The 20,032-nt window shown below is 43.9% G+C and carries 31 protein-coding genes; 20 read left to right on the top strand and 11 right to left on the bottom strand.

The genetic code is table 11. The annotated features are described in order from the left end of the window. Positions 1-1,192 precede the first annotated feature (1,192 nt). Both FD724_RS40275 and FD724_RS06645 read left to right on the top strand, forming a co-directional pair. A complete protein-coding gene (locus FD724_RS40275) occupies positions 1,193-1,396 on the top strand; it encodes a hypothetical protein (RefSeq protein ID WP_218651500.1) in 204 nt (67 codons plus the stop codon). A 738-nt stretch (positions 1,397-2,134) separates the two neighbouring features. Continuing rightward, positions 2,135-2,320, top strand: a complete 186-nt coding sequence (locus FD724_RS06645) for a hypothetical protein (protein WP_179072025.1) — start codon at positions 2,135-2,137, stop codon at positions 2,318-2,320. 482 nt (positions 2,321-2,802) lie between these two features. Here the strand turns inward: FD724_RS06645 and FD724_RS06640 are convergent, their stop codons facing one another. Continuing rightward, positions 2,803-3,081: a hypothetical protein gene (locus tag FD724_RS06640; RefSeq protein WP_179072024.1), complete on the bottom strand. Its 279-nt coding sequence runs from the start codon at positions 3,079-3,081 to the stop codon at positions 2,803-2,805. 150 nt (positions 3,082-3,231) lie between these two features. On the opposite strand from FD724_RS06640, the gene FD724_RS06635 reads away from it, so the two are divergent. From FD724_RS06635 to FD724_RS06560, 17 genes are all read left to right on the top strand, one after another. Further along, the gene (locus tag FD724_RS06635) at positions 3,232-3,714 is read left to right on the top strand and encodes a lysozyme (RefSeq protein WP_179072023.1); all 483 of its coding nucleotides are present in this window, start codon (positions 3,232-3,234) and stop codon (positions 3,712-3,714) included. Positions 3,715-3,762: 48 nt separating this feature from the next. Next, positions 3,763-6,198, top strand: coding sequence for a hypothetical protein (locus tag FD724_RS06630; RefSeq protein WP_179072022.1), 2,436 nt, complete (start codon positions 3,763-3,765; stop codon positions 6,196-6,198). Further along, positions 6,180-7,040 carry a hypothetical protein gene (locus FD724_RS06625; RefSeq protein WP_179072021.1) on the top strand — a complete coding sequence of 287 codons (861 nt, stop codon included), beginning with the start codon at positions 6,180-6,182 and terminating at the stop codon, positions 7,038-7,040. Before FD724_RS06630 ends, FD724_RS06625 begins: the two co-directional genes overlap by 19 nt. Continuing rightward, positions 7,024-7,239: a hypothetical protein gene (locus tag FD724_RS06620; protein ID WP_179072020.1), complete on the top strand. Its 216-nt coding sequence runs from the start codon at positions 7,024-7,026 to the stop codon at positions 7,237-7,239. The genes FD724_RS06625 and FD724_RS06620 overlap by 17 nt, the downstream gene beginning before the upstream one ends. Beyond that, on the top strand, positions 7,205-8,074 hold the full coding sequence (locus FD724_RS06615; protein WP_179072019.1) for a hypothetical protein: 870 nt from the start codon (positions 7,205-7,207) through the stop codon (positions 8,072-8,074). The genes FD724_RS06620 and FD724_RS06615 overlap by 35 nt, the downstream gene beginning before the upstream one ends. 143 nt (positions 8,075-8,217) lie before the next feature. Next, positions 8,218-8,496, top strand: coding sequence for a hypothetical protein (locus FD724_RS06610; protein ID WP_179072018.1), 279 nt, complete (start codon positions 8,218-8,220; stop codon positions 8,494-8,496). A gap of 21 nt (positions 8,497-8,517) precedes the next feature. Then, complete coding sequence (locus FD724_RS06605) at positions 8,518-8,667, top strand: hypothetical protein (RefSeq protein ID WP_179072017.1); 150 nt, start codon at positions 8,518-8,520, stop codon at positions 8,665-8,667. Positions 8,668-8,679: 12 nt separating this feature from the next. Then, positions 8,680-9,111, top strand: coding sequence for a hypothetical protein (locus FD724_RS06600; RefSeq protein ID WP_179072016.1), 432 nt, complete (start codon positions 8,680-8,682; stop codon positions 9,109-9,111). A gap of 144 nt (positions 9,112-9,255) precedes the next feature. Beyond that, on the top strand, positions 9,256-9,957 hold the full coding sequence (locus tag FD724_RS06595; protein WP_179072015.1) for a hypothetical protein: 702 nt from the start codon (positions 9,256-9,258) through the stop codon (positions 9,955-9,957). A 7-nt stretch (positions 9,958-9,964) separates the two neighbouring features. Next, positions 9,965-10,333: a hypothetical protein gene (locus tag FD724_RS06590; RefSeq protein ID WP_179072014.1), complete on the top strand. Its 369-nt coding sequence runs from the start codon at positions 9,965-9,967 to the stop codon at positions 10,331-10,333. Positions 10,334-10,998: 665 nt separating this feature from the next. Then, the gene (locus FD724_RS06585; protein WP_179072013.1) at positions 10,999-11,187 is read left to right on the top strand and encodes a hypothetical protein; all 189 of its coding nucleotides are present in this window, start codon (positions 10,999-11,001) and stop codon (positions 11,185-11,187) included. 311 nt (positions 11,188-11,498) lie between these two features. Continuing rightward, positions 11,499-11,687: a hypothetical protein gene (locus FD724_RS06580; protein WP_179072012.1), complete on the top strand. Its 189-nt coding sequence runs from the start codon at positions 11,499-11,501 to the stop codon at positions 11,685-11,687. A 118-nt stretch (positions 11,688-11,805) separates the two neighbouring features. After that, complete coding sequence (locus FD724_RS06575; protein WP_179072011.1) at positions 11,806-12,147, top strand: hypothetical protein; 342 nt, start codon at positions 11,806-11,808, stop codon at positions 12,145-12,147. A gap of 90 nt (positions 12,148-12,237) precedes the next feature. After that, positions 12,238-12,444 carry a hypothetical protein gene (locus tag FD724_RS06570; RefSeq protein ID WP_179072010.1) on the top strand — a complete coding sequence of 69 codons (207 nt, stop codon included), beginning with the start codon at positions 12,238-12,240 and terminating at the stop codon, positions 12,442-12,444. Positions 12,445-12,494: 50 nt separating this feature from the next. Further along, on the top strand, positions 12,495-12,629 hold the full coding sequence (locus tag FD724_RS40655) for a hypothetical protein (protein ID WP_256874473.1): 135 nt from the start codon (positions 12,495-12,497) through the stop codon (positions 12,627-12,629). Next, positions 12,608-13,396, top strand: a complete 789-nt coding sequence (locus FD724_RS06565; RefSeq protein WP_179072009.1) for a hypothetical protein — start codon at positions 12,608-12,610, stop codon at positions 13,394-13,396. Before FD724_RS40655 ends, FD724_RS06565 begins: the two co-directional genes overlap by 22 nt. A 7-nt stretch (positions 13,397-13,403) precedes the next feature. Next, the gene (locus tag FD724_RS06560; protein ID WP_179072008.1) at positions 13,404-13,937 is read left to right on the top strand and encodes a hypothetical protein; all 534 of its coding nucleotides are present in this window, start codon (positions 13,404-13,406) and stop codon (positions 13,935-13,937) included. On the opposite strand, the gene FD724_RS06555 is transcribed toward FD724_RS06560, so the two are convergent. The 3 genes from FD724_RS06555 to FD724_RS41950 all read right to left on the bottom strand — a co-directional run bounded on the left by FD724_RS06555 (position 13,934) and on the right by FD724_RS41950 (position 15,263). Further along, the gene (locus FD724_RS06555) at positions 13,934-14,194 is read right to left on the bottom strand and encodes a hypothetical protein (RefSeq protein ID WP_179072007.1); all 261 of its coding nucleotides are present in this window, start codon (positions 14,192-14,194) and stop codon (positions 13,934-13,936) included. The two genes, FD724_RS06560 and FD724_RS06555, sit on opposite strands and share 4 nt — an antisense overlap. A gap of 111 nt (positions 14,195-14,305) precedes the next feature. Further along, positions 14,306-14,758: a hypothetical protein gene (locus FD724_RS41955; protein WP_179072006.1), complete on the bottom strand. Its 453-nt coding sequence runs from the start codon at positions 14,756-14,758 to the stop codon at positions 14,306-14,308. Continuing rightward, positions 14,715-15,263 (bottom strand): DNA cytosine methyltransferase, encoded by a 549-nt coding sequence (locus FD724_RS41950; RefSeq protein ID WP_179072005.1) that lies wholly within the window; start codon positions 15,261-15,263, stop codon positions 14,715-14,717. The genes FD724_RS41955 and FD724_RS41950 overlap by 44 nt, the downstream gene beginning before the upstream one ends. Before the next feature lie 548 nt (positions 15,264-15,811). Between FD724_RS41950 and FD724_RS41945 the strand changes: the two genes are divergently transcribed. Then, complete coding sequence (locus FD724_RS41945) at positions 15,812-15,958, top strand: hypothetical protein (protein ID WP_179072004.1); 147 nt, start codon at positions 15,812-15,814, stop codon at positions 15,956-15,958. Between the two features lie 104 nt (positions 15,959-16,062). On the opposite strand, the gene FD724_RS06535 is transcribed toward FD724_RS41945, so the two are convergent. From FD724_RS06535 to FD724_RS06505, 7 genes are read right to left on the bottom strand one after another with little or no spacing between them, the layout of a single operon-like run. Continuing rightward, positions 16,063-16,989 (bottom strand): hypothetical protein, encoded by a 927-nt coding sequence (locus tag FD724_RS06535; RefSeq protein ID WP_179072003.1) that lies wholly within the window; start codon positions 16,987-16,989, stop codon positions 16,063-16,065. Continuing rightward, complete coding sequence (locus FD724_RS06530) at positions 16,986-17,201, bottom strand: hypothetical protein (RefSeq protein ID WP_179072002.1); 216 nt, start codon at positions 17,199-17,201, stop codon at positions 16,986-16,988. The genes FD724_RS06535 and FD724_RS06530 overlap by 4 nt, the downstream gene beginning before the upstream one ends. Further along, on the bottom strand, positions 17,198-17,365 hold the full coding sequence (locus tag FD724_RS06525) for a hypothetical protein (RefSeq protein ID WP_179072001.1): 168 nt from the start codon (positions 17,363-17,365) through the stop codon (positions 17,198-17,200). Before FD724_RS06525 ends, FD724_RS06530 begins: the two co-directional genes overlap by 4 nt. Then, positions 17,355-17,780 (bottom strand): hypothetical protein, encoded by a 426-nt coding sequence (locus FD724_RS06520; RefSeq protein ID WP_179072000.1) that lies wholly within the window; start codon positions 17,778-17,780, stop codon positions 17,355-17,357. Before FD724_RS06520 ends, FD724_RS06525 begins: the two co-directional genes overlap by 11 nt. Further along, the gene (locus FD724_RS06515; RefSeq protein ID WP_179071999.1) at positions 17,777-18,364 is read right to left on the bottom strand and encodes a hypothetical protein; all 588 of its coding nucleotides are present in this window, start codon (positions 18,362-18,364) and stop codon (positions 17,777-17,779) included. The genes FD724_RS06520 and FD724_RS06515 overlap by 4 nt, the downstream gene beginning before the upstream one ends. Next, entirely contained in the window at positions 18,364-18,852 is a 489-nt protein-coding gene (locus tag FD724_RS06510; protein WP_179071998.1) for a hypothetical protein, read from the bottom strand. The genes FD724_RS06515 and FD724_RS06510 overlap by 1 nt, the downstream gene beginning before the upstream one ends. A 2-nt stretch (positions 18,853-18,854) precedes the next feature. Next, positions 18,855-19,958, bottom strand: coding sequence for a hypothetical protein (locus tag FD724_RS06505; RefSeq protein ID WP_179071997.1), 1,104 nt, complete (start codon positions 19,956-19,958; stop codon positions 18,855-18,857). Positions 19,959-20,032: the final 74 nt, after the last annotated feature.

Raw genomic sequence — 20,032 nt, 5'->3', positions numbered from 1 at the left:
CTATGTCCCTAGCATTTTTAATATGGTTAAAGGGTTTTTTGGGTATAGTAAAGCCCCATATCTTTACTGCCTAGTGTCGTCAGTGTCATGCACTACTTTAAAAGCTGGTCAAAGATCCTCTAGATATAGATGGATTTGCGTTTTACTTGGCGATAAAACTAAAAGAGTGATCAAAATCCGGGGTAAATAATGTGGCAATAGCAGGTACAGAATCTTTTCCAGACTATGACAACCCACCCCTTACAGAGTTAGTTTGTGGAATACTCTTCAAAATTTGGAATCATTTTTGACACCTCACGTCGGTTTATTGTGGGAAAAAATTTAAACTTGATTACCCGTATTGTCAAAGAAGTCGCGCCATTAGCACCAGCAATAAGAACAGTTTGGTGAATCACTTGATGTAGAGTTTGACCTGATTGATATATCTCCCTTGCCCAGAGTCTGGTTCTTAAATGAAAATGGCAGCGAGGATTATTCAGATTCAACGCGATCGGTTTCTTCTATAACTGGAAAAAGTAGTTCGCAAGATATATATCCAAAAATACAGTACGGTTATAAAAACAAATCAACACATATTTGACTTTGAGTTGTTTTAAAAATAAAGAGACCTAGAACCTATTTTTGTGGTTTTACAGTATGAGCTAACTTACGTTAATCATATTCCTCAAGGAGATGGATAATTGTTACTGAAGAATCACCTAGAGGGATTATTCTTCAGCATGTTTTGCCGTCCAGACTGACTAAACGCGCTTTCTTTCTTCTCTCTGGCGAGTATTGGAACAGCCTGGACTAGCATCAAAGCAAGTAAATAACTATGTATTAAGATTTGCAGGCTTCGAGGAGCAAGGTGCTTAGACAAAATGACACTGGAGTAACAACAAGCTCGATTGCAATTAGCATCTTTAGGACAATGATGAAGATTTAGAAGATGAGCTTTCTTTAGATTGCATCGCGATGATTCGTTTTCGGTTGCTCACAAGCCAGAAGTTTTACTTTCAAACCTTGTTGAGCTTCGGACTTCGATTTACCACGTTGGAAGCCCCATATAACAATTGATCGTCGCATGATTGAGGCTGAAGATGACTGGAAGCTTGGTGTACGAACTCGTAAAAGCAAACTGCCAAGTTAACGCAGGGAGATATAATTTTAACTGCCCGATACCTCACCTGGAATCCAGAGATGCCACAAAAAGTTGCAAGCGACAGAGACAGAAGCCTTAGTCCTAAAACGGGGCTGGGTTGATGCTATCCAGGCTGATGTTGTGGTCATGTCTCAAGCTTGCGACTTAGAAAATGGAAAAGTTAGCAACGTTATTTTTATGTCCTCACCCTTTCTTTCCGCCTACCGAAAGATTGGGAAGAAGGCAATGAGGGCAAGTGGGCAAAACTTGTGGTAAAAAGGATGGAAAGGGTTTGTGATGATATCCGCTATGGGATATATGTGGAACTTAGCCATGTTAAACAGTGGTGTTATTAAAAATGAAGCTATTGATGAGATAGTCAGCAGAACATCGAATTGTTGATTTTCTTCACGATGTTTATACAAATCCCACGCGATTTCCTTGAGTCTGTTCTTGAGCAAATATCATATCCAAGATTACGCTAGTTACCTCCGTATCGGGAGCATTTGTCACAAGCTTTTGCTCGCTTCTTTATGCGTTTTTGGCTTCCGGTTGGAGCTTCTGGGGCTTGGTAAATGATAACAAAAATATTTATAAAAATGTTGCCTCTGAAGAGGATAAAAGCTTTAATTCACTGTTTGTAAACTGTGGATTTGCTGGCTTCTGCTCCAAGCAAAGCCGGTATTTCATCCTGAGCAACACTAGTGATTCGCCCTCGGTTATGAAAATTTTTCAGCTAGCGAAAGCGATCGCCTTAAGAGCATACTCATGCGCTTGGACACTTAAGTATCCACTAGACCAGGCAGAGCTGCATAGTGATTCGCGCCCGGATTCAGGAAATCTAGCTTGAAGCCGATACCTGAAAAATGAACCATGCGCCAACTAACCCTCTCTCTCAATCAGCATTTCTGCTCACCCTCAAGCGATTCGTATCTTATGATCGCATCCCAGCCGACACAGGGCAAACAGGAATACAGCATCGTCGGCACATCCTTGGATTCTAGCCCGAAGTGTATGAGCCAAAGCATATTTTGGACAATCTCGGCAATGGTGGACAATCGAGCAATGGAGGGCGTTGGGGGCGATATTTGGGGAATGCGTGATCGCCTGGGCGCCGGACTCAAGGCAATTACCGCATCACGGGTAGATGATTTAGTATTCAAGATTTTATTGAGCAGCAGTATCGCTCAAGAGCTTTAGTGCCAGGGGGAGAACAAAAGTAAACTTTACTGGTGGCGTTTCTTACCCAGCGCGGTTTCATGCGCGAATGTTTGAGCCGAAGTCACAGTGGCAGAAGAATCAGTTATATCCCTATGTAGCGAGTTTTGTATTAAGGGAGTTGGGACAAGGCGACATAATAGGGAGGTTAGGAGTCCGTCTGGCAATTATGCTTGGGACGGGCATCATGCCCGTCTCACAAATAAAGTGGAACCGCCAATTTGCGGTTTTGCTTTACTAGCCGTTACACGTCCTTATAGTTTTTGTTATTTTTTATTGAGTAAATAGTCTTGCGATCCACTTGATATTTTTGACTCAACACTGCAACCCTGACACCTTCACCCAAAAGCAGCCTAATTTCATTTATCCGCTCAGGAGTAAATATCCGTTGAGATTTACTTCCTTGACTATTAATAACTAAAGTATTGTCTGGGGATTGACAGTACCACGTTGATAGCCATTAGCTACTGGCTTTTGTGCGATCGCCTCATCATTAGATGATCGGGATTACAGCACCCAGGTGTTGGACAGAATGACTTTCTGATTATCCAAACATCATCAGAAATATGTTCCACAAAAATTTCATAAGCAAATCTGTGGGCTGACCTGAGTTTACCTCTGTATTTGAATCGCCCGATCCCATACTTTGTTTTAGCACCTTTCCATTGCCAGCACCCAGACTCAAGTTTGTCAACCTTGTCCCAAAATCGTTGCTCTACTTTTGGTTGAACTAAAAGTCGCATTACTGTTTACTGAGCATTAGTTGACTAAAGCTACCAAAAGCTATTTCAGTTTACCAGTATATATTGGTCAACTATTGGTTTCACTTCCCGGCTTGAGGGCGGTAAGTTTGGGAGGAATTATGAGCGTGATATTAAGCGCGATCGCAATTCATGACAAACTTGCCAGCATCAGGAATAGAACTAATCAAAGAATTTGAGGGCTGTTTCCTCAAAGCCTACCCCGATCCACTCACCGGGAGCCAAACCCATAACCATCGGCTGGGGTACTACCAAAAACTAGATGGTAGTAATTGGCACTTGGGGGAAACCATCACTCAAGCCCAAGCTGACGAGATGCTAATCATCCAACTAGAGAAAGACTACCTACCTTCCCTACAAAAAATCCCTTCCTGGAATGACCTGACGACAAACCAGAGAGGGGCAATCTTGAGTTTTGGTTACAACTTGGGTAGCAATTTTTACAATAGTTCAGGATTTAGCAGTATCAGCAGATTGCTGAAAAATTCTGATCTTTGGAGCGACACAAAGGAAGTGACACGAGTTTTTAGCTTGTACTGCAATCCAGGATCTTCAGTAGAAGCGGGTTTACGTCGGCGGCGGATTGCAGAGGCTAAACTTTGGCTCTCCTCGTAGCAGCAATGTCAGGAATTATGCATTATTGTAGCGATCGCATCATCACTCATGTCCGTCAACCAATCAGCCAGAAATGTCCGTCTACTAATTGGAGGCACGGACTTCACACCCTGCCTCATCTCCTTTCAAGGCAGTGATAGCCACCTTGACCAATCTGGCTTGATTACTTTCACTGGGCAAATCTTGCTGGGCAAAGCACTGGGTTTTACTCAATCCCTTGATGATCGCAAAAGTCCCAGCGCCTTCTGTAGGGGAAAGTCGGTAACTCTGGACATAGCCGATACCAATGGAAGTCTGACACGCCACCCACGGGGGACACTACGAATTCTTACCCCAAAATATGACACAGAGAAGCAGCAGCTAACCCTTGAGGTGGCTGATTTAATTACACTTCTCAACTTCAAAGAACCCACAGACCCTGACAAGGCGGACAATAAAAACACAGATTCTCAAAGTGCAGATTCTGTAATCACCAAACTACTGCATGAGGCAGGAATCAATAACTTCACCGGAATTCTGCCAGACACCCTCTACAACTACCCTTTAAATCTTTCAGGTTCTTATCTACAATCTGTTGGTAAATTACTCTATGCAAATAATCAAGTAGGGTGGATTGACAACCAAGAGCGATTTAGAATTTCTACTGTTAATGTCGAATCGACTCAATCATTGGTTTCTCTCATAGCTGGTCAAAACGAGCTTTGGTATCGCCGACTAGGGGGAGCGGAATCACCTTGCGAGAAGGTGAAGGTAGTCGGCACGCAGATGGTAATGCGGGAGATTGAGCTTGCAAGTGTTGTCGTCACCGAGCAATACGGCTCACCTGCGATTCTTGACCCTACTTACACCGGGCTGATAGTAATCAACAGGGTTACAGAAACTCAGAAATGGGATGAAGATCAAGGGATTTTTACAATTATTTCTGTGACAGAGAAACCTTGGGGGTTAATCGTAGCAAGGGCTTTTTGGGATAAATTTGCAACTCCACCAAACTTGCCCCCAGAATTATTTAGATTATTTTTGGGTGAAAATCGAATCGAAGAATCCAATTTTGAAAATGCCGATTCAGGCGGGAAGCTGATTCAGAAAACCACTATTTTTAATACAGATAAATCCCAATACTTAGCAGAAATCCAAGAAGCCAGACCCGATTTTATTGTAGGTAATTACGTTGGTTTAACAAACACCAAAAATATTACCGAAACCTATACCTACAGCCCCAAAGAAGTACTTATTAAAAAAATCACCGAGACTCAAGAACTTGCTGTGATTGTGTTGAATGGCAGCAGCGAGAATTGGGACGACTGGCAAACCATCCCAGAGTACTTTGTCACTTCGGAATACAAATCAGAAGAATGGAAGGAAATTGATAAATACACCTGGCAGTACGAAACCTACACTCTCAAGCCCACCGTAAAAGCTGAGGGAGGTACTGCGATTGAATATCCTGATGATGTGAATCAAAGAGCAAAGCAAAAATTGGGCTTAACTTGGGATTCAAGTGAGAAACGTCGCTCCAATTCAGGACAAGAAACGCCACCCGCCGCCGAGCGCCGCCCAACCACAAAGCGCATTGAGGAAAACCCTGTTACTTACACCGCATTATTTCAAGACCCATGTAGCGGCAACTTCAAGCAACGGGAGCGCACTTATAATGTGGAATTTTTGGCAGGGATTACAGTCCCTTATGAAAAATTTTTCATAAGCAGTGATAGTAGCGCGAACAAGCAATTGAAAGCGATCGCCAAACGTGAAGGCGAATTACTCAGAGGCAGATGGCAGGGGCAAGAAATGGCGGGGGCAATTCCCAATAGCTTGCTCAATGCCTACCAGCCCTTATTTGGGGTAAATGTGCTTGAGTTTGATGGTACAGCCCAGAATTATTTAGCCGATGGGTGCAGTTGGGTAGTCACAGCACAGAAGGCGCTGTGGAGTTGTGATGGCATCTGGGTTGGGGAATCTCAATCGGCAATTCCAGTTACAGGCGATATTGTAATTACCGAAACCACACTTTCTATCAATGGTGCGATCGTCAGTGGTGCAGTGATTACGCCAGAAGGTAACGCCGTAGTAGGTAACGTGACCATTACACCCGACGGCAACACCATAATCAACGGTGTAACTCTACCCGCCGACGGCAGTGTGGTGATTCCTGGCATTGTTACGTTGCCATACACCGAGATTGAAGATTTACCCTTAGGCATGGCGTTAGGGATTGAATTTAAATCATATTCCTATCTGTTAACTACCACTACATCAGAAATTCAGTTGGGTTTAGGTGAAAGTGGGGAATGGAGTAGTGGGTTTGTACTGTCTGCGGGTATAGGGCTTGGCGCTAACTTTATCGGAGGCTCTATTTCATCGCTCTACTGGGAAGATTTTAGCTGGGATGGGGTGGATGAAAGCGCCTGGAATTCTCTGCAACCATCACCCACTTGGGAATCAGGAATTTGGGATGAGGCGGATTGGAACAGACTTTTGTAGCGTTTGGTCATTTGTCATTGGTCATTTGTCATTGGTCATTTGTCATTGGTCATTGGTCATTGGTTATTGGTTATTGGTTATTGGTCATTAGCTATTCTCGGACTGTCCAATTCCCCATTCCCCATTCCCCATTCCCCATTCCCCATTCCCCTATGCCAACCGGAATTTTTAGCAACAGTTGGATAACACAATCAGCCAGAATTTTATTCCGGGGTGCTACTCCCCCAGATGCCTCAAAGTTTCGATTGGCGCTGGTCAACACTGCATCATTGGGGCGGACAAGTTCGCTGGCTGATTTCATCTCTAACGAACTCTTGCCAAATAACAATTATGCCAGAGCAGTAGCTAATTTCTCAAGTGATGGAAGTTACGACACCACAGATCAGCGCCACGAACTGCCGACAATCAGCGCTAGCTTTAGCGCTTCAGGCGGTTCTCTCCAGTTCCAAACTGCGTTTTTGATTGCTGACTCATCAGCAGCTTCATCAAAATCTTTCACCAGCAGCGATGTTAACCCGACAAGCGATCGCATTACAATCTCTGCTCACAGTTTTGTCAATGGCGATAAGTTAGTTTTCACTGCTGACTCGTTAGCATTCCTACCCGGCGGCATTACTGCTGGCACTGTCTATACAGTCTCTAGTGTCACCACCAATGATTTTCAGCTAACAGGCGTGGATATTACAGATACAGGTTCAGGGACATTCCGCGCCAGGAGCGCCAACGGCATTATTGTTGCCTACGCGGTGGAAACTTCACCAATTACAGTTGCAGATGGGCAGGGCTATAGCTATCAAATTCCTCTTGTAGTGCTGAATTCGGGCTATGTCACAGGAAGCTAATGAGATATTGAGGGGGCGATCGCAATTAAACCGTAATTTATATCAGCAAAAAATTACCGATGTAGCCGAGGCACAATCCGAACAATCTTTACCCACTATCTACAGTCGCTTTGATGCTGAATTGGGCTTGGGGAGGCTGCAAGATAGCGGTGGAAATATTTCTTATGGCACTGCCCAAACCAATGGGGGCAGTAGGTAAGGGTAAAAATATTAGGTTACGACGAGGTGGGGTGCTTGCCAAATATGACGAGATGCCACGCCGGACAACTGATGCAATAGTTCCTAAAAAATCAGCAGAAAAATACAGCTTTGTTGCCCTTGCTGGAACAAAAGCTATGAATGGCAGTAACTCATTCTTGCGGGCTTCAAACAACTTTACGGTAAGGCTTTTTGTCGGCTTTGAAACTCAAACAATTTCTATTGCTTTTTATGGACTAAATGGGGGCTACATCCACATTACTTATCCAGGCGGAGAATTTACCACAGAAGTAATAACTTCAGGAATTATTTTTAATGAAAATTTCACTTATACTCCAACGCCAGAAACAGATGGATATATTGAATGTAGCTCACCAGCATCGAAAGATATAGACTTTCTCGTTGTCTATCAAATATTTTATTACCTGAGCAATGGTAATAAAATTATTAAATTGCCTTACCAAGTTAACAATCAAATAGCGCTTGCGACTAATTATTTTTCAGTTTTGTCATATACCAAAGAAAATATATACTTAACTTTCAAAGAAGACTCTGGGAGCGAGTCTGACTTTTATTGCACCAAAATTATCATTATTACTGCTGATAAAAAATTAAATATTATTAGCATGGGAGTTTTTGAATATACGGGAGAAGCAACTATTGATTTGCCTGATAACAAAGACTGGCGAAAATCACTAACGCACTCATTTCTAGTTAACCCTCCAGATGATGAAATTGCTTGTGTCAATAGCTTTAGGGCAAACAAATTTGCCCATATAGATTTAAAAAATCGATTTATATCTACTGGGGGATCAAATATTTTTAACAGCAAGTAAATTAATTCCTTTCAATCGAGGGAGGTTTAGCCCAAGTCAAAACTCCTGCTCTCCTATTTATCAATCAAAAACTATTTCTACGAAAATCAAGCCTGCTGTGGCGACTATAGCCAAGTACTGCGATATCGCTGGAGTTGCTATTTATGTCTGAAATCACAATGTTGATTAATTTAAGTCTGATTAATCGTGCTGGTTATCAATCGCGTCAAGTGCAAGCTCGACATAAAAGCGATCGCATCCTCGAAAACAGTGTAAAAATCCTCAATTACGACTCAAACTTAGGCAACTACAACGTAAAAAATACCGCAGGGCAAATATTTTCAGCCAGGGCGATTTCTAATGGGGTGTTCGCAATTGGCGACCAAGTAAGCCTAGTAGCACCAGTGGGAGGAATACCAATCATTGATGCTATGCCGAGATAAAAGTGACTATTCAAACTGGATATGCGATCAGCCGATATATCTGCCATAAAAGCCCTTACTTCCAGCCAGCGAACTGATGGTTACTCACGTCAGGCAAAAGCTGATGCTACAGGATTACCCGCTTGGTATACCTTCATTAGTGCCAGCACCGCAACGCCGACGATGATTTAGTGTTGCTACCCAATGACAGCCCTAGTACTGGACGATGGCTTAAAAGTGGGGGCGCTGGCGGCGGTGCAAGTTTTGGAGGAGCAAATCATTTGTACTTCTGGCTGCACTACTGCGGCAGGAGGAAGCGGGAAAGCGTTTCAGTTTTATGCACCCCAAACCAATCTAGGTTTAATAATTCAGCCTAGTTTTGGCATCAGCATTCAGTCGGGTAGTAATGCGATCGCCATCTACAGATGGTCCGCGACTCCTAACACTGGAATGACTGGCAGAGAAAGCAGCCCCATAATTCAATACCCAGCGCTGGGGGCAAATTCTAATCTCACAATTGATTCCACTTATAAATGGATTTCGGTTTTTGCCAAAAATCCAGCTAATAGCAATTATTTAGATGGGGTTTGCTTTGCGGTAAATGGCAATGTGATTACTCTATTGGGGTATTCGTAATGATTAATAAAATTTCAGAAATAGTAATTTCGTGCCTGTGTGCGTTAGCGAAGCTCGCCGTAGGCATCGCAGTCTTCATCATAATTGTTCCACTACATCTAATATTCGCACCTCTTGCCAAAAATAATCAGCCATGCGTTGCAGATGATGATAGATAATTTAATTGCTCTAATTTTGGCAAGAATAATCACTTTATTTCCTAATTATTTATCCTTACTAAAAAAGTTAGAAATTGGTGTATTTTTCTTCTGCTGGCGCTGTTATCTTGAAGCCAAAAACCTTCCAGGTTACTATGGGAGACTTGATGAGAACCTAAAAGAGCAAGCGCTTTCTGAGTACAGTCACGCCCAAGTATTCTGCCAACTCACTGGCTCTAAATTAAATATGTCTGGCGCGGGGCTGATGAACCGTGAGGAAAAACAAGCGTTTAATTGGGGCTGTGTCAATTGGGATTCATCACTAGAATCCTATCAAGTTGATGGGATGAGTACTCGCTATTTATCAGCCAAAATCTTTTTTGGCTTTCGCACTGCTAATTCTTACGATTGGTGCGATCGCGTAGCCTTTATGTGCGTTTTAGAAGATTTTCAGCATTGCTTTTATAAAGAGCTTTTGAGGTTTGTACCGCCAGAAGTACAAGAAAAATTAGCACCGATTATTGAAGATGAACTAACTCACACCATCAATCTTCACGCCTCTTTGTGGATGATTACTGGGGTCAAACGCTCGTCGAATTTATTGCTTATTTGGCATATCCGAAAATATTTAGCATTGCTTTGTATTCCAGTTGATGCCGTGAAATTCGCTCTTGGGAATTCTGTTGGCGACGTAAAGCGTGATGCTTGACTTGACTATGGTTACTGAATTAGATTCGACTCCATCTCCCGAAACCAAGCAATATTCTGACGACGAAATTAGCAGAATCCTCGCCACAGCCCAAGCTACCCGCAAAGAACGAGACGAGGCAGCTAAAAGGGCTAAAGAATTAGAAATCAAAGTTAATGAACTTTCGGGCAACTTAGAAAAAATCAAAGGCATTGACCCCAATAAATATCAAAGAATTAGAAAAATTAGCCCAGACTTACGAAGAACGCAAACTGGGAAGAACAGCGCAATTTTTCTGAACTTAAGGAGCGTTGGACTGTCAAGGAAACAACTTTGCTTGCTCAAGTTCAACAACTACAAGAGAACCTCAAGCAAAACCAGATTATTAACGCCCTAGAAAAATCCTTCTATCCACCGGAGGCAAGTCTGGTAAGGATGAAGATGGCTACACGTATTTTTGACTTGATACGCTGAATCGCGCTGCCAATTATATCGTCCTTGATGATCAAGGCAAAATCACCATCATCGACCCCAGAGATAAAAAAACGCCGCTTAAGGACACTAAGGGCGCAAATTTCACGTGTTGATGATTTGGATGTTGAAGTTGCGATCCACTGGTTTCACAGCTTCACTATTTGGAACCAATCAGCAATGGCGCAGGAAGTGGAATGACGCGAAGTCAGCATGGGACACAAAATACCGCAATGGTACAGAGAGCAAAATTATGGCATTACCTCGCAGTGAGCGCATATCAAAAGCAAGGCAACTGGGAATTAAGTAGTTAGAAAACTAATTATTCAAACTGAGTGAATCAGTTTGTCTGCCGTAGGCGTGATGCCAAGGCGTACTGACAATCTAATTTAAAAGCATCACACCTATGGTAATGACTCTTTTGGAAGCAGCCAAAGATTTCTTCCTCCGTTCAAACTGCAACAATTATTGAAGAATACGCGGCTCTATGATATCCTCCGCGCCATTCCTTTTTGAAGATGTAGCAGGGACTGGGCAAACACTACAAACCGCGAAGACAAACTTCCCTGGCGTAGGTTTTTCGAGGCATCAATGAAGCTCTACAAAGAATCAGTTGGTGTAGTTAACCTTCAGTCTGAAGCACTCAAAATTTTCGGCGGCGATCTAGATGTAGACCGCGCCATCATTGATATGCGGGGTGAGCAGGTTCGTTTTGTGCATGAAATGATGAAGGTAAGCGCCTCTAGCATTGTCGTGGACTTACAATCTCATCAAGGGTGACTCTCTTAATATTGACCCGCGTGGTTTTGACGGGTTGCAAGTGCGATTAACTGGAACCTAATTAAATTTCCAATAACGATGCTGGTGGGCCGCTTTCTTTAGAAAACTTGACCAACTGATAGACCAAGTAGATACGCCCACACACCTAATTATGGGCAAGTCTGCACGACGTAACCAACTGGGTACTAGAAACTGCACTGTGGAGCGGTAGACGTTGATTTTAGTCAAGATGAATTTGGCAACCGCGTGATGAGCTAAGCAACGGTTTACCAATCCTGATCGCCGATTACGACAACAACGGCAATATCATCATGGACTTTACAGAAACAAGTCCCGATGGCACTTCTAGCACCCAATGCCAAAGCATTTATTGTGTTTGCTTTAAGGAAATGATGCTCAATGGCATTCAAGGTGCGGTTGACTTAGCGTGTGTGGTGTCTCCACCCGCGACTCTAGGGGAACTTCGAAACCAAGCTGAGAGTATTCAGAACACGGGTTGACTGGTACACAGCGATCCCTCTGCCACCACGGTCGTGCAGCGCGCAAGGCTTTGTGGCATTACTTCAACGCTCCGCCAATTAGCTAAATCATTGTTGAAAATTTCTCAGGATTAAAAATATGGCTCGATTCGAGCCATTGGCTAACCGCCGTGCAATTTTACTTGATGCAAGCTTGATTTTGCGGGATTTCACAACCGCAACCGCCATTAGCGCCACGACTGCTGAAAAAAGACAGCAATCAGCAATACGAATGTTGCTGAACTTTGCTACTACAAAGCAGTTGTGGATGTCGCGGCTCACACTGGATATGTCGCAGGTTCGGCACAATGGACAATCACCATTGAAGCTTCCGCCAGATAACTCTACTTTTGTCCCCGTGGGTACTGTTATCCCCACTGGTGTCGCCAATCGCTTCCAAATTCCCCTTAGTGGCGAATGGGTAGAAAAAGAATCTTCCTAGTGCCTCTTATCCAAACATTATTTACGTTCGCGCCAAAGCCGCAAAAACTGGCAGCCCTGGCAACTTGAATTATGGAGCTTTCTTGACAGCATGAGCGCCTCAATCACTCTTTATAGCCCAGATGGAAAGCGCACTCGTGAGATTGCAGCGATTGACGCGCCAGGTTGGATTCAAGCGGGGTGGCTGAGAGAGCCACCCGTAATTCTTCCAGTAATACCAACCCCTGTACCAACTCCTACACCAGAGCTGGAAGAACCAGTCTTAGAGGAAGCCCAAGCCAGCAAGCGCAGCAAGTAAATGACGTATCAAGAAAACGGCGTATCAAAAATTCATCCCTGTTGATGCTGATGGAAACATCATATCTATTAGCGGCGGAGACGGAGGCGGTGATGCCTCCGCCGTCAATCAAGGTACTGAGATTTCTCGGCTTACCGATATACGCGATCGCTTGCCTAATGGCGTGGCAAGCGAAGTTACTTTAGCCCAAGTGCGCGATCGTGTCGGAGATACACCGATTACGGGCGCAACGATGCCAACAGGCGGCATTGGGTTGTTTGGTTGGTTATCGGCGATTTGGAAATTAATTAGTGATAGGTTAGTTACCCTAACTTTAGTAGGAAATGCATTGAAGGTTGACAACAGCGCAGTCACTCAACCGATTTCTGCATCTAGTTTACCTTTACCGACAAACGCAGCTTCTCAAGCAGACATAACAAATAGTGTCGGAATTAATAGTGATGTGACAGCCACCACTGATACCGGAACTTTTTCTTTAATTGCTTTATTCAAGAGATTTCTTAGCGTGACTTTGGCTAAAGGACAAGCAGTAATGGCAAGTTCTTTGCCTGTCGTGATTGCATCCAATCAAAGTGCCGTACCTGTTACTGTTCAAGATGGATTGGTGGTATCGGGAAGCCTTAGTGGTGTTGGGGCTATTTTTACTCAAGACACTACAGGGTATCAATCGGTATTTGTGCAAGTGACTAACGCCGGAACTGCTTGCACAATTACTTATGAAACAAGCGTGGATGGAACAACTTATGATCCTGTCATAGGATATCAATTATCAACTGGTTCATCGTACTCTCCAACTGCAACAACAACAACAGCAACATTTCGTATTTTCCCATGCTACGGAAAATTTTTTCGTGCCAGAGTTAGTGTTTTTGGATCTGGCACTGTATCTGTTAGTGCAGTATTTAGAACTTCTCCTTATATAGGAAGTTCGATTGTCACACTGATCATCTAATAGCAGCATGGCTGTTAACGTCTCCCAATCAAGTCCGGGCAATTTACAAGCCCAAGTTTCTGGAAGTACAGTACCTGGAGGAGCAATCGGTTCTGCCCCCCCCATCGCTGTTAGCTGGGAAGCAAGAACTACTCAAAGAAGTTCTCAAACTGATGCAACTGTATCCCGCCCTATTACGGATAAAATAGGAAGAACAATTATTAAGAATGGACAACTTCGAGAGCTTCAGCAAAACGATACTTTAACACTTTCCACAACTACAGAAACAACTTTAATCGCGGCTGGTGGTGCAGGTGTTTTCAACGATATCACTGATTTAATAATTAGTAATACTGCCGTAATGACAGGCACAAGGGTTGATATTAAAGATTCAACAGGGGGAACCACTCGCTTTTCTGCCTGGATTCCACCTGCTAGTACAATTCCATTTAGTTTTGCAGGGATTCTTAAGCAGTCCACCGCAAATAACGCCTGGACTGCGACTTTGAGTGGAGCAGTAACCGATATACGGATTACTGCATTGTCCGAGAAAACAGCTTAAGGAAGTGCGTTTAACGGACGAAGAGTGATACTGGGATTATTGTCTCGTGAAACTCCCCATTGAATACTAGATGAATCTGTATATTCATAAGTAATTAAGTCTGGTGGCAGTAATGCCAATACTGCATACCTAGCATTTTCGGAATCAGTATTTGCAGTAGCCAGCGTTTCTGCGGCTGCATCAAAAGTAGCTTGAGCATCGATCAAAGTTTGGCGTGCTGCGATCGCAGCTTCTAAAGCGTCTGTAAGTGCTGTCATGATTATCTGCTAATAATAAATCAATCAAAGTTAGCACTTAGAAAAAAAACGTCAATCCCCTTTTACTGTTTACTAATTAATTGTAATGTCTCTTGATGAGACATTCCTTTTTTACCGCAATTGCCGATAAGCAAACCGCATATTTGCGCTCACTTCATTCTCTAATTTACGCTCCAGCATCGGTTTAATTGCGGTTAAAATATCGGTTATTTCGCCAGGGATTATACCATTCCCCAGCATCTTAATTCGCTGAGTTTGGCTAATAGCAATCTCATCTCCTTCTTTATTAATACCGATCGCAGTCGAACCAACCTCCCACCCCATTAATTGCTCTGCTTCGGTCGCATTAATGGGGCGCTCAATGTAGTTTTCGCCTTGGTATTCGCGGATTTTGTAGGCTCCACTACCTGCTTGATGATTGCCAGTATTTGAGAGGCTTCGCAATGTAGGCGATTCTTCTGTGTAGATGCGATCGCCCCCAGCAGCGCGATAAACAATAGCGTTACCTTCCCCAATAATCTCAGCTAAAGATTTCTTCTGTTGCTTGGGCTGCGTCGCTCTCACATCTGCCGTGATAGCCCACGATGAAAACCCGTTCTCGGTTTTGGGGGACGTGCCTGTTACCATTCCTAAGTTGCCAGGTGCAGCGATACCCCAGACCTGTAAACGCTTCAATGACTTGCGGGAAGGCAGTTGCTTTGTCTGCGCTAAGGAGTCCGTCAACGTTTTCAAACACAAATGCACTTGGGCGTTGGAGTCGAATAAATCTGAGTCCTTCAAAAAACAGTTGTCCGCGAACTCCAGTAAGCCCAGTTCGCTTACCAGCCAAGGAAAAATCTGGACAAGGTGTTGTGAGTAAACAGATATCTGGTATTGGGAGTCCGGCAATAAACTCATCTGCAATGGATCGGATATCTTGCTCAATGAGCAAGACTCCTGGGAATCGCTTCCTGTAAACACTTGCTGCACTTGAGTCGTTGTCAACTGCCCAGATAGGTCTGTATCCTGCGGCGATCGCTCCTTCTGTATCGCCGCCACCTCCACAATAGATATGTCCGGTTGTAAGCATAATTCTTGATTGTTGAAAAATTTTTCAGCTTCTTCAATTGGACTTACTTGATCGATGCGAAGCACCAAATTCGTATTAGTTACAAGCCATTCGTAACTGACCGATGAATCGGCAAACACAGACGGATATTCCTCTATCACAAAGATTTGCCCCAAACTTAGGGGGTGCTTGGAGATAATGCGATCGCCTACCTTGAATTGCCGTGTGTAAGCATTGCTTGGTAGTCCGACAGCCCGACCCATTCGCTCAAGCGCATCTTTACTAAGTGGTGAAATCCTTTCTCCTGGATATTCCTTATCAAGCCACTCGATAGCTCCCAATTCTGCCGCATCCAGAGACTCGTATTCGTGCCAATAATCATAAATCTGCCACTGGTCATTGAAGATTTTGAACTTAATTGTCTCCCCGTCTTCTAAAACAAAAAACTCTATTTGATAGCCTTTGTGATATTTTTCTGAAATAGTTTTAGTTACCTGCGATTGCTGTGTACACTCGCTTTTGGCTAATTCCCAAGGTGCAACTTCATACCACCCTTTTTTGAGAGTAAGATGCTTTTTCTCTTTACCCTCACCCGCCGCTACGCTAATAGTTTCGCCGTTGATAGCTGTAATGATGGCAGTTTTACCTATCCATTGGCTGAGGTTTTGAGTTCTGGTTCTGGTGATGCGAATGCGATCGCCTACGGTCGGTCGTAGACCATCGCCTACTTTCAAGTCAGCATGATCTGCCTTGAAATCCTGAACTTCAGACTTCTTGAAAAATTTTTCAACAACCCGACCCTCAACGATCTCGCATACCATCAATAAGTGATGTGGTACAAAAACTCTTTACCCTCCCACACTCCCACCGCCATATCCTGACAAGAGTTCTTGAACTGCCAAGACCAAGGGCACTCCCTTTCGCTAATCCAGTCGCCAGGAGCGAGTAGGGCGATATCTTCTGATGTGGCTGGGCGTTTGGTGCAGCCGGTGAATAATTTGCCGAGGTTCGGTGCAATTGCAGTCATAGTTGGAAAATTTTTCAAGGTTGCGGCTGTAGTGGTCATGGTGCTAGTTGCAGCAAGTTTCCATCCTTTATGCTCTTTACTTCTGCCATCCAAAACATTCATCAAACAAGTGCGGGATAGTCCGTTTTGTTCGGCAAATGCTTTTAGATTACTGCCTTCAATGATTTCACCAGTGGGTGAAAGTAGTGTAAATTTTCTGTGCTTGATATCCGGTGGCACAATTGGCTGTCCGTCTGGTGTGCAGTGTCGCCATCCTCTGTGTATCGCTCTGAGGCATCTGGAAATTCGGGATAATGCGATCGGGTCTAGGCTGTGCTGACGGGCAAACTCACTTAAATTTGTTGTGGTGTGAATTTCTCCAGATGGTGAGAGAAAGTGGTAGGTAGGTGGTACAGGTAATTTCCTGCCGCCAACAACTTTTGTCCATCCTTTATGACTATGTAGCCTGCCATTCAGAACAGCATACAAGCAAACTTCATTCAGACCGTGCAATAGTGCAAATTGACGAACTCCTTTACCCGTGAAAATTTCACCAGACGGAGAAACAAAGTCATAGTCACGGTTATGAAAATTATCATTATCGCCTTTCTTGTTCCGTCCTCCTTTGGGTTTGCAAAGCTTCCGCCTAATCTCCCAAGGTAATGGCTGATCTTTCTTGGGTTGCCACTTCACAGCAAATAGAGAGACTTGTTTTAATGAGGCAGCGCAGTCTGTAGTCATGGCTGCGGCTCCCACATTGGGCATTGCTGTCCCACCCGCTCAAACATCTGCTCAACCTCCACCAAATATTCGCTCTCAATTTCGATAATTGGTAAAACTTGCTCACGGATGCCAGTTTCAAAATGACAGCATTCACCAGAGTAGGAATACAAACCGCTATCAATGATTGGGTGAAATTCTCCCATGAGGCAATTGAGGCAGGATTTAGTCATTCCTGATAATCCTCCGAGTCAATCCTGTGTTCTGCTTCTGCGATCGCTTCTTCTTCACTATCAAACGCGCCCCACCACTTACCAGAATCAAGCCTGTAATACCATCCCTTTCCCGGCTCCCAACTTGTCTCAATTTCCCTATTTTGGTAGGACTCAATTGGCATTATTAATACTCCAAAAATCTTGATTTCTGTATGCCCGATAAGCAGGCGTGAGAATAGAAACTTGCAAGGTCGAGCGCTCGTACAAAATACTCATCCACCAATATCCTTCAGGTTCTTTTGGCTCTTCAAGTTCAGGGTAAGCTGGCCAATTCCCCAGCATATTCAATAAAAATACTTGGCGGCCAGTTATTAAAGCATCGTGAACGCCCGCTTCTACCACTGGTTTCACAGAAGAACGAAATTTTTCTACGTCCCTAGACATCCCAAAAGAGGAGTAATAAACGATCGCCATCGCACCGCATTTCCATTGATTGATGGTATCAGCCACCAATTTTGCATCGCCCTTGCCTATGCACCCTCCAGCCCGCCGAACATCAGCAGCAATCTCAAATTCAATTATTTGGATAGCCTTCATGAATAAAGCTCCTCTATTCCAGCCTGGAGTGCAACTTCAGGATCTGCATAGCATCCATGCAAAAGTGTATGCCCAGGTATGCCACCGCCCATTACACCGCCAGCGATCGCCACCGCATAAGAATAATGATTTTCAACATGGGGATGCGGCCACACATTGACTCGCCATTGACCTCTGGGATTGCCCTTTGATTTATAGCCAGACTCCTCAATGATGGGGTTTTTGGAGCAATCGTAATCAATTTGGTCATCTGGAATTTCGTATATTCCAGGTTGCCCTTTGTAGTCAAACTGCTTGATGGGGGTGGCGTTGCTGATTTCCCAACCCCAATGGGAGAAGCAATCAGTAGATGCCTCAACTGTCACGACTCCGACAACCTGACCCAGAAACAGCCGACTAGCAGGAGGTGTAACAATTCCTGTGTTCTTGAAAAATCTTTCAACATCTAAGCTAGATGTTGACTTTCCGACGTGAATTGCTAGTTTGGCGGGACAATCAACAACAGGCTCGTAACGAAGAAGGGTGGTGTAGTTGGCATTGAATATTGCCCAGGCGATTGGGCCCTTAACTGTGATGGCTTTCATTAAAAATCAACCTCTATCAACTCAATATCCACGGCAAGTTTAAATTTCTCATCGTAAATAGTCCGAACTTGTTTGCAGTTATCAAAAGCCCAGTCTAAGGCTTGCTTACGATGCCAAGGATTACCTTTTTTAACCAGTTCTTGCATTCTGGCAAAAGTACTTTCAAATGGCTCATCAGCAGGTATCTCAACCTGCTTTTTACTTTTACCAATAGTCATTTTTTGGGACAGACTCTGAATTTTTGCAGTCATTTCGTCTGATGTAGGGATCGGAATATCTTCAGGGTTGGCTTGAATATCTGGTTTTTGATCTGATACCAGAGACTTCCAGAAGCTCGAAAGCTCTGGGGCGATCGCAACTGGTGCATAAGCCTGCGGATTTTCCGCCAATTCCTTGCCATCCATAGGGATATCAACAGATGGAAGTGCAGAGACATTAATCGTTTTGACTTGGGGCAAGCTATCCCTTGCATGAGTACTAAATCCCATCTCTATGGTCCCCGATGATGGGTTTGCAGCTTTTTCGTTTCTGTCTGCGTTAATTCAATTCCGTTCTCAACCCGAACTTGAGCAACCACAGCATGATGGGTCATGTGGTCTTGATACTCTTGCCAGCGATTGACGATTCGCTCTGGATTGTTGAGCAGGCTGGCGCGAAAATCAGCGATCGCTTCATAAATATCAGCCTTGGAATACTTCTGCATCCAGCGTTCTCCCTGCCATCTCAAGAAAGCCTGATTCCAGCAAAGTTGTCTTCCTTTGGGAGCTTCAAGCCAAGGCGTGTTACCACCATCGTAAATCAGTGTCCAATGGGCATCTGACTGGCTAGGTGGTTTAATACCCAAAGCAGCATCATATTTGATTGCTGGAGAAATTTTGCTCGTCGCGGCGGCGGAACAATTATCTAGATGAGGGTTTGTCGGTTGTGCGTTATTTTTCGTTTTGGAGAACAACGAAGTTAAATGTTCAGTTTTGATATCTTCTTCTTGATCCAAAAGTTTTTCACACTCCCCCCGGTCTGAGAGAGTCTTTTCTAAATCTGAATAAGTCTGAATAGTCTGTTGATACCCATCGCCAGAAGTCTTGTCCAGCAAGGGTTTTGAGCTTTGTAAATTCCCACTACTGGGACTGTTACTCTCACTAGTGGGAATTTCACTCCCACTACTGGGACTGTTACTCTCACTAGTGGGAATTTCACTCCCACTACTGGGACTATCCCCCACTACTGGGAATTGACTCTCACTACTGGGACTATCCCCCACTACTGGGAATTGACTCTCACTAGTGGGACTTTTCCAGTAAAAAAATATTTCTCTTGGCTCCCAATCTAAAATTTCCATCTCTTGGAGTTTACCGACCGCCCGATAAAAATTGCTTTCGGGAATATGCCATCTTTTGCAAAATTGCACAACTGAAACTGAGAATGGGCGATCGCACCAGGGATTTTCAAATCTTAGGCACAGGTGAACATAAAAAGGGCCTCTGGCTAATTCTGAATCTCTTAGTGCTAGCAACTCTGCACGTTGCAAAGGGTAAAATTCACCTCGAATTTTGCCCTTTTCGTCACGTTGGGGCTTGGGAATTGATATAATCATATTGCTTTGATTGGTTTCCGATGCAAGAGTGCGCTATCTGCGAGGAAGCCATCTTTTTTTGGGAAGATGACCAT

This window comes from Nostoc sp. C057 (assembly GCF_013393925.1).
GTDB lineage: Bacteria > Cyanobacteriota > Cyanobacteriia > Cyanobacteriales > Nostocaceae > Nostoc > Nostoc muscorum_A.
The sequence above is the reverse complement of the archived record's forward strand: the minus strand, read 5'-3'. Positions and strand labels throughout refer to the sequence as shown.